The organism is Streptomyces sp. NPDC029159, from assembly GCF_055564055.1.
Genome location: NZ_JBVHWT010000002.1, coordinates 511763 through 519590 on the forward strand (window position 1 = coordinate 511763; position 7828 = coordinate 519590).

The window sequence follows — 7828 nt, forward strand, 5'->3', positions numbered from 1 at the left end:
ACTTGGGAGATCCGTGCAGGTGGGAATGGCATCGGTGCCCCGCACCCCGTCCCACCCACCGATCACCCTCTTCACCCCCCGCGCCCCCTCTGCCACGCTGTCCGCGCCACCCTCTGACCCCGACCCCGCGCCGTCTACAGGAGCCCGCCCCCATGAAGCGTTCTGCCGTCCTCCCCGCTCTGGCCGTGCTGCTCGCCGGCACCGCTGCCGCGCCGTCCGCGGCCACGCCTGCGCCGGCACCCGGTGCGGCGCCGACCGCGGCGGAGGCGCACCGTCCGCAGCCGGGCATCTCGCTGCTGGACACCGTGGCGCGCCGCGGGGTGCTGCGGGTCTGTACGACCGGGGACTACCGGCCCTACACCTACCGGGACCCGAAGACCGGCGCGTACAGCGGTGTCGACATCGACATGGCGAAGGACCTGGCGAAGAGCCTGGACGCCAAGCCGCGGTATATCGCGAGCACCTGGGCGTCGCTGGTCGGGGACCTCACCGCGGGGCGGTGCGATGTCGCCATGGGCGGCGTCTCGATCACGTTGCCGCGGGCCCGCAAGGTCGCGTTCACCGAGCCGACCCGGGAGGACGGCAAGACGCCGATCGTGCGCTGTGCGGACAAGGAGAAGTACGGGACGCTGAAGCAGATCGACCGGCCGGAGACGCGGGTGGTCGTCAATCCCGGCGGGACGAACGAGGAGTTCGCGCGGGCGCGGCTGAAGCAGGCGAAGATCACCGTGCACCCGGACAACACCACGATCTTCGACGAGATCATCGCCGGTCGCGCCGATGTGATGATGACCGACGCGGGGGAGACCCGCTACCAGGCGAAGATCCACCCGGAGCTGTGCGCGCTCCACCCCGACCAGCCGTTCACCTTCTCCGAGAAGGCGTACGCCGTGCCGCGCGGCGACGCCGAGTTCACCGCGTACGTCAACCAGTGGGTGCACCTGGCGACGCACGACGGGACGTACCAGAAGTACGAGGACGCCTGGATGAAGTGACCCGGGGCACCCCGCAACCGTCAGACCAGCCACTTCCCGGCGCGCATCAGGGTCCGGCCGGTCATCTCGGCGACCGTGCCCCACGCCTGGATCACCTCCGGGGTGACCTGGAAGAAGACGTACGAGGGGTGGTCCTCGCGGGGGTCCCAGCCGTCCTTGGCGGCGAAGGCGTCGCCGACCCCTTCCGGCAGCTCCTCGCGGGGCAGCATCCGGGCGGTGCCGTGGACCAGGACCACGTCCCGGGGGTGGCCGAAGGCGAGCCGGGCCCGGCCCGAGGCGCACAGGTTGCGGCCCGTCGGGTTGGTGTCGCGGGTGGCCAGCCAGACCGTCTCGCCGTCCCACCAGAAGGCGAGCGGGACCAGGCACGGCTCGCCGGTGGCGTCGGCGGTGGCGATCCAGACGTCGTTGTCCCGCGCGAGCCGATCCAGCGCCGCACGCTTGCGCCGCTCCGGGCTGCGGGGCCCGTCGGGGGAAGATCCGGTGGTCGTCATGGAAGAGGAGGGTATGGCGTACGACACCCGGCCCACAACGGAGCGTGAGCAAACCGGGCGGAGCGGCCCCTCCCGGCCCCGCCCGGCGGCATCCGTTCCTCCCGTTCTTCCGCCGCGGTCCCGCTCCGGGGCCGCCCCTGAGCTACGCTCCCGGGCCGGAGCCACCGCCGCCGGCCCGGAGCCAGACCCCACGAACCGGTACAGATCGCAGGTAACGGATACTTGGTCGGTTGGGGCCGGCGTTCCGGGAACGGCATGCGGCGACTCCCCGACAGAGCGTGACAATCGGCGGAAGGGCAAGACCTCGTGGCAAGGGTTCGAAGAGGCGTACGCGTCATGGGCGCCGTGCTGGCTGCGGTGCTCGGCGCCTCCCTCGCGGGGTGCAGCAGTACCGGAGGCAAACGTGCCGAGGACGCACGGGCGGCGCAGGTCGCCGGCGGCAAGGCGGCGGTGAACACCCCCAGGTGGACCTTTGCGATGGTCACCCACTCCGGGGACGGCGACACCTTCTGGGACATCGTCCAGAACGGCGCACAGCAGGCCGCGGCCAAGGACAACATCAAGTTCGTCTACGGCCACGACAAGGAGGCCCAGCGCCAGAGCCAGCTGGTGCAGTCCTACATCGACCAGAAGGTCGACGGCCTGATCGTCACCCTCGCCAAGCCCGACGCCATGAAGGCCGTCGTGGCCAAGGCCGAGAAGGCCGGGATCCCGGTGATCACGGTGAACTCCGGCGCCGAGGACTCGAAGAAGTTCGGCGCGCTCAGCCACATCGGGCAGGACGAGACGGTCGCCGGTGAGGCGGTCGGCGAGGAGCTGAACCACCGCGGCCGCAAGAAGGCCCTCTGCGTCCTGCACGAGCAGGGCAACGTCGGCCACGAGCAGCGCTGCGACGGCACGAAGAAGACCTTCAAGGGCGAGCTGCAGAAGCTGTACGTCGAGGGCACCAACATGCCCGACGTGCAGTCGTCCATCGAGTCCAAGCTCCAGGCCGACCCGTCGATCGACGCGGTCGTCACCCTCGGCGCGCCCTTCGCGCCCACCGCCGTCAAGGCCAAGGAGCAGGCGGGCAGCAAGGCCGAGATCGACACCTTCGACCTGAACTCGCAGGTCGCCGACGGTCTCAAGGACGGCTCCCTCGGCTTCGCCGTCGACCAGCAGCCCTACCTCCAGGGGTACGAGGCCATCGACCTGCTGTGGCTGTACAAGTACAACTCCGACATGCTCGGCGGCGGCAAGCCCGTGCTCACCGGCCCGCAGGTGATCACCAAGAAGGACGCCGCGGCGCTCCAGGAGTACACGAAGCGGGGCACCCGATGAGCCCGGCCGGAAAGGGCGCCTCCGCATCGCTCACGGACGCGGCGACCGGCGACGAACGGCTGCTGCGCCGCTCCCCGCTGCACCGCCTGATGGGCCGCCCCGAGCTGGGCTCGGTCGTCGGCGCGATCGCCGTCTTCGTCTTCTTCGCCTGCGTCGCCGAACCCTTCCTGCGGGCGTCCAGCCTCTCCACGGTGCTGTACGCCTCGTCGACGATCGGCATCATGGCCGTGCCCGTCGCGCTGCTGATGATCGGCGGGGAGTTCGACCTCTCGGCCGGGGTGATGGTGGTCAGCTCGGCGCTGATCTCGTCGATGTTCAGCTACCAGATGACCGCGAACACCTGGGTCGGCGTCGGGGTGTCGCTGCTGGTCACCCTCGCCATCGGGTTCTTCAACGGCTTCCTGCTGACCCGTACGAAGCTGCCCAGCTTCATCATCACGCTCGGCACGTTCTTCATGCTGACCGGCCTCAACCTCGGCTTCACCAAGCTGATCAGCGGCACCGTCTCCACGAAGTCCATCGCCGACATGGAGGGCTTCGACTCCGCCCGCGCGGTCTTCGCCTCGCATCTGACGCTCGGCGGCGTCGACATCCAGATCACCATCCTGTGGTGGCTCGTACTGGTCGCCGTCGCCACCTGGATCCTGCTGCGCACCCGCGTCGGCAACTGGATCTTCGCGGTGGGCGGCGGCGACGACGCGGCGCGCGCGGTCGGCGTCCCGGTCGTCAAGACCAAGATCGGGCTCTACATGGGCGTCGCCCTCGCCGCCTGGATCTCCGGCCAGCACCTGCTGTTCTCGTACGACGCGATCCAGTCCGGCGACGGCGTCGGCAACGAGTTCCTGTACATCATCGCGGCGGTCGTCGGCGGCTGTCTGATGACCGGCGGCTACGGCTCGGCGATCGGCTCCGCCGTCGGCGCGTTCATCTTCGGCATGACCAGCAAGGGCATCGTCTACGCACAGTGGAACCCGGACTGGTTCAAGTTCTTCCTCGGGGCGATGCTGCTGCTCGCCACACTGCTGAACGCGTGGGTGCGCAAACGGGCGGAGGAGAAGGCATGACGGCCCTCGTCGAGCTGGCCGGAGTCAGCAAGTTCTACGGCAACGTCAAGGCGCTGGAGGGCGTCTCGCTGGAGGTGCACGCCGGGGAGATCACCTGCGTACTCGGCGACAACGGCGCCGGCAAGTCCACCCTCATCAAGATCATCGCGGGGCTGCACCAGCACGACGCCGGCACCTTCACGATCGACGGGGAGGAGACCCGCCTGGTCAACCCGCGCGACGCCCTCGACCGCGGCATCGCCACCGTCCACCAGGACCTCGCCGTCGTCCCGCTGATGCCGGTCTGGCGGAACTTCTTCCTCGGCTCCGAGCCGACCCTGGGCCGCGGCCCCTTCCGCCGCCTGGACGTGCGCACCATGCGCGAGACCACCCGCAGTGAACTGCTGCGGATGGGCATCGACCTGCGCGACGTCGACCAGCCCATCGGCACCCTCTCCGGCGGCGAGCGGCAGTGCGTCGCCATCGCCCGCGCCGTCTACTTCGGCGCCAAGGTCCTCGTCCTGGACGAGCCGACGGCGGCGCTCGGCGTCAAGCAGTCCGGCGTCGTCCTGAAGTACGTCGCGGCCGCCCGGGACGCCGGGCTCGGCGTGGTGTTGATCACCCACAACCCGCACCACGCCTACCTCGTCGGCGACCGTTTCGTCCTCCTCAAGCGCGGGGCGATGGCCGGCAGCCACGCCCGGTCGGAGATCTCGCTGGAGGAGCTCACCCGCCAAATGGCGGGCGGCAGCGAGCTGGAGCAGCTCAGCCACGAGCTGGCCCGCGAGGCGCCCGGGGAATTCCCCGGCGGTCACCGCCCCGGCTGAGCGCGCCAGGGGGCGCGCGGCGCATGCGCCCGCGCCCCCACGTCCGCGGTGCGCCGGACCTGGCCGGTGATGCACAATCGCACCAAACCCGTGCACCCGGGGGTCTCGACGACCGGAAGGGAAGGCCCCCGCACCGCAGCCCCGGCGGAACCCCCGCCCGCACACCGAGGCCCGACCGGCCTCCCGACCCGCAGGGACGAGACGACTCTTGCGCGCACACAGCCGACCGGGCCACCACCGCAGCCACGGCGAGGTGGGCCGATGAGCACGTACCGTGAACGCGTCCCGAGGGGGCCCGCCCGGGCGACCGTGCTGCGTACCGCCGGGACCCGCGAGCGCCGCTCGCACCTGACCGCACCGCGCGTGCCGACCGTCGGCATCGACATCGGCGGCACCAAGGTCATGGCGGGCGTCGTCGACGCCGACGGGGCGATCCTGGAGCAGGTCCGCACCGAGACGCCGGACAAGTCCAAGAGCCCGAAGGTCGTCGAGGACACCATCACCGAGCTGGTCCTCGACCTCTCCGACCGCCACGATGTGCACGCGGTCGGCATCGGCGCCGCCGGCTGGGTCGACGCGGACCGCTCCAACGTCCTCTTCGCCCCGCATCTGAACTGGCGCAACGAACCGCTCCGCGACCGCCTCGCGGGCCGCCTCGCCGTCCCCGTCATGGTCGACAACGACGCCAACACCGCCGCCTGGGCGGAGTGGCGCTTCGGCGCCGGACGGGGCGAGGACCACCTCGTCATGATCACGCTGGGCACCGGCATCGGCGGCGCCATCCTGGAGGACGGCCAGGTCAAGCGCGGTAAGTACGGAGTGGCCGGCGAATTCGGCCATATGCAGGTGGTGCCCGGCGGCCACCGCTGCCCGTGCGGCAACCGCGGCTGCTGGGAGCAGTACAGCTCCGGCAACGCCCTGGTCCGCGAGGCCCGGGAGCTGGCCGCCGCCGACTCCCCGGTCGCGTACAACATCATCGAGCGGGTGGGCGGCAACGTCCCCGACATCACCGGGCCGCTCATCACCGAGCTGGCGCGCGAGGGCGACGCGATGTGCGTCGAACTGCTCGCCGAGATCGGCCAGTGGCTGGGCGTCGGCATCGCCAACCTCGCCGCCGCCCTCGACCCGTCCTGCTTCGTCATCGGCGGCGGCGTCAGCGCCGCCGACGACCTGCTGATCGGCCCCGCCACGGACGCCTTCCGCCGCACCCTCACCGGCCGCGGCTACCGCCCCGAGGCACGTATCGCCAAGGCGCAGCTGGGCCCCGAGGCCGGGATGGTCGGCGCCGCGGACCTCGCCCGGCTGGTCGCCCGCCGCTTCCGGCGCGCCAACCGCCGCCGGGTGGAGCGCTACGAACGCTACGAACGGACCGGCCGCCGATGACCACCCAGGACCTCACGGGCGCGGCTGCCCCGTCGCCCGCCGCCACCCCGCGGCGGGAGACGCCCCGCTGGCTGATGGCCGTGATCGTCTTCCTGCTGATCGCCATCCCCGCGGGCTACATCGTCATCTCCGCGGAGCAGAGCCGCGACAGCGGCGAGATGAAGGAGGCCGAGGCCGCCGCGACGGGCCTGACCAACGCCTTCCCGTCCAAGGTGCAGCAGCGGATCTACAACGTCCCGGTGCCGCTCGGCTCGACGCCCGTCTACTACTACGAGACGAACTCCTGGGACACCAGCTCGCTCTACGTCCAGTTCCGGACCAACGGCGTGGGCCTGGACCGCTATCTGAAGGAGATCGGCACCAGCACCGACGCGCTCAAGAAGGGCGAGGTCACCATCACGCCCCGGCAGGCGGCGCAGGTCGGCTGGGACTTCACCGGCGACGGACAGTTCGCCGGACTGCGCCAACACCGCGACAAGCCGCAGCCCTCGCAGCAGATCACGGTGAGCTTCGACGAGCCGGGGCACCCGGTGGTGCACACGGTCTCGACCGTCACGTTCTGACCGGCGGGCGAGGCCGGCGGCCGGACCCCAGATCCCGAGGAGCCCGGATGCGCACGTTGATCAGCACCGCCTTCGTCTCGCTCGACGGCGTCATGGAAGCCCCGGGCGGCGAGCCCGGCTACCGCAACTCCGGATGGACGTTCCACGACGTCGACTTCCTGCCCGAGGCGTACGAGATCAAGGGCCGCGAGCAGGAGGAGGCCACCGCGCTGCTGCTGGGCCGGGTCAGCTACCAGGAGTTCAGCCGCGTCTGGCCGGACGTGGCGGACTTCGCCGGCTACCTCGCGATGCCCAAGTACGTCGTCTCCACCACCCTCACCGAGGACGCGCTGGCCACGAACTGGGGCGAGACCACGATCCTGCGCTCCCTCGACGAGGTCGCCGCCCTCAAGGAGACCGACGGCGGCCCGATCCTGGTGAACGGCAGCGCCACCCTCAACCACCACCTCTCGGACGCCGGGCTGATCGACCGCTACCACCTGCTGGTCTTCCCGCTGCTCCTCGGCGCGGGCAAGCGCCTGTTCAGCACCGCCGACCAGCCCACCCGGAAGCTGAAGCTGACCGAGCACGCGACGTATCCGAACGGGCTCCAGCTGAACGTCCTCGACGTGGTGCGGTGACGGTCCCGGCGCGCTCCGCGCCGCGTCCGCTCAGGAGTCGCTGTGCCGCTGGTTCTCGACGCGCAGGCCCTCGGCGAGGCTCAGCATCCCTTCGGTGAACGCGCCGACCTGCTTCGACCGCATCTCCCGCAGCATCGCCTGCGCGGCGGCGACCGCCGTGACGACCATCTCCTCCAGCGACCGCGGATCGTCCGGGTCGATGACCGACGGGTCCACCCGCAGCGAGGTCAGGTTCCCGTCGGAATCCACCTTCGCGGTGACCAGCCCGCCGCGCGCATGCCCGGTCATCTCGCTGTCCTTCAGTCCGCCCAGACCGGCCAGGTTCCCCTGAAGGTCGCGCATCCGCTGGGTGAGCGCGGCGATGTCGAAGGACGAGCTGTCGGCCATGGGTGGGGCTCCTTGCGGGGGTGCGGGAGGGCGTGGACCGGGCCGCACGGCGGCCACGGGCAGGGACGGGTGGTCCCCGGCCATCCTGCGGTCCGGGCCGGTGCCTGCCCAGGTCCCCGTTCTGGGGATCTCCGCCCCGGCCCGGCGGCACCACGGACGGGTCCGGGGCGCGCCCCTGCGGAGCGCCCCGGACCGCCGG

9 protein-coding genes are annotated in these 7828 nt (G+C 71.2%); 7 read left to right on the forward strand and 2 right to left on the reverse strand.

Translation table 11 applies throughout. The annotated features are described in order from the left end of the window. Positions 1-152: 152 nt before the first annotated feature. Positions 153-995 carry a transporter substrate-binding domain-containing protein gene (locus ACZ4U4_RS06440; RefSeq protein ID WP_467869538.1) on the forward strand — a complete coding sequence of 281 codons (843 nt, stop codon included), beginning with the start codon at positions 153-155 and terminating at the stop codon, positions 993-995. A gap of 20 nt (positions 996-1015) precedes the next feature. Here the strand turns inward: ACZ4U4_RS06440 and ACZ4U4_RS06445 are convergent, their stop codons facing one another. After that, a complete protein-coding gene (locus ACZ4U4_RS06445; protein WP_467869540.1) occupies positions 1016-1486 on the reverse strand; it encodes a pyridoxamine 5'-phosphate oxidase family protein in 471 nt (156 codons plus the stop codon). A gap of 336 nt (positions 1487-1822) precedes the next feature. Here ACZ4U4_RS06445 and ACZ4U4_RS06450 point away from each other — a divergent pair, with 336 nt between their 5' ends. The 6 genes from ACZ4U4_RS06450 to ACZ4U4_RS06475 all read left to right on the forward strand — a co-directional run bounded on the left by ACZ4U4_RS06450 (position 1823) and on the right by ACZ4U4_RS06475 (position 7242). After that, entirely contained in the window at positions 1823-2806 is a 984-nt protein-coding gene (locus ACZ4U4_RS06450; RefSeq protein WP_467869542.1) for a sugar ABC transporter substrate-binding protein, read from the forward strand. After that, positions 2803-3870, forward strand: coding sequence for an ABC transporter permease (locus ACZ4U4_RS06455; protein ID WP_467869544.1), 1068 nt, complete (start codon positions 2803-2805; stop codon positions 3868-3870). Before ACZ4U4_RS06450 ends, ACZ4U4_RS06455 begins: the two co-directional genes overlap by 4 nt. Beyond that, positions 3867-4676, forward strand: a complete 810-nt coding sequence (locus ACZ4U4_RS06460) for an ATP-binding cassette domain-containing protein (RefSeq protein WP_467869546.1) — start codon at positions 3867-3869, stop codon at positions 4674-4676. The genes ACZ4U4_RS06455 and ACZ4U4_RS06460 overlap by 4 nt, the downstream gene beginning before the upstream one ends. 261 nt (positions 4677-4937) lie before the next feature. After that, positions 4938-6059, forward strand: coding sequence for an ROK family glucokinase (locus ACZ4U4_RS06465; protein ID WP_391641396.1), 1122 nt, complete (start codon positions 4938-4940; stop codon positions 6057-6059). Further along, entirely contained in the window at positions 6056-6622 is a 567-nt protein-coding gene (locus ACZ4U4_RS06470) for a hypothetical protein (protein WP_467869548.1), read from the forward strand. The genes ACZ4U4_RS06465 and ACZ4U4_RS06470 overlap by 4 nt, the downstream gene beginning before the upstream one ends. 47 nt (positions 6623-6669) lie before the next feature. Further along, complete coding sequence (locus ACZ4U4_RS06475) at positions 6670-7242, forward strand: dihydrofolate reductase family protein (RefSeq protein ID WP_467869550.1); 573 nt, start codon at positions 6670-6672, stop codon at positions 7240-7242. A gap of 30 nt (positions 7243-7272) precedes the next feature. Here ACZ4U4_RS06475 and ACZ4U4_RS06480 read toward each other — a convergent pair whose 3' ends face one another. After that, complete coding sequence (locus ACZ4U4_RS06480) at positions 7273-7629, reverse strand: YbaB/EbfC family nucleoid-associated protein (RefSeq protein WP_467869552.1); 357 nt, start codon at positions 7627-7629, stop codon at positions 7273-7275. Between the last annotated feature and the right edge of the window lie 199 nt (positions 7630-7828).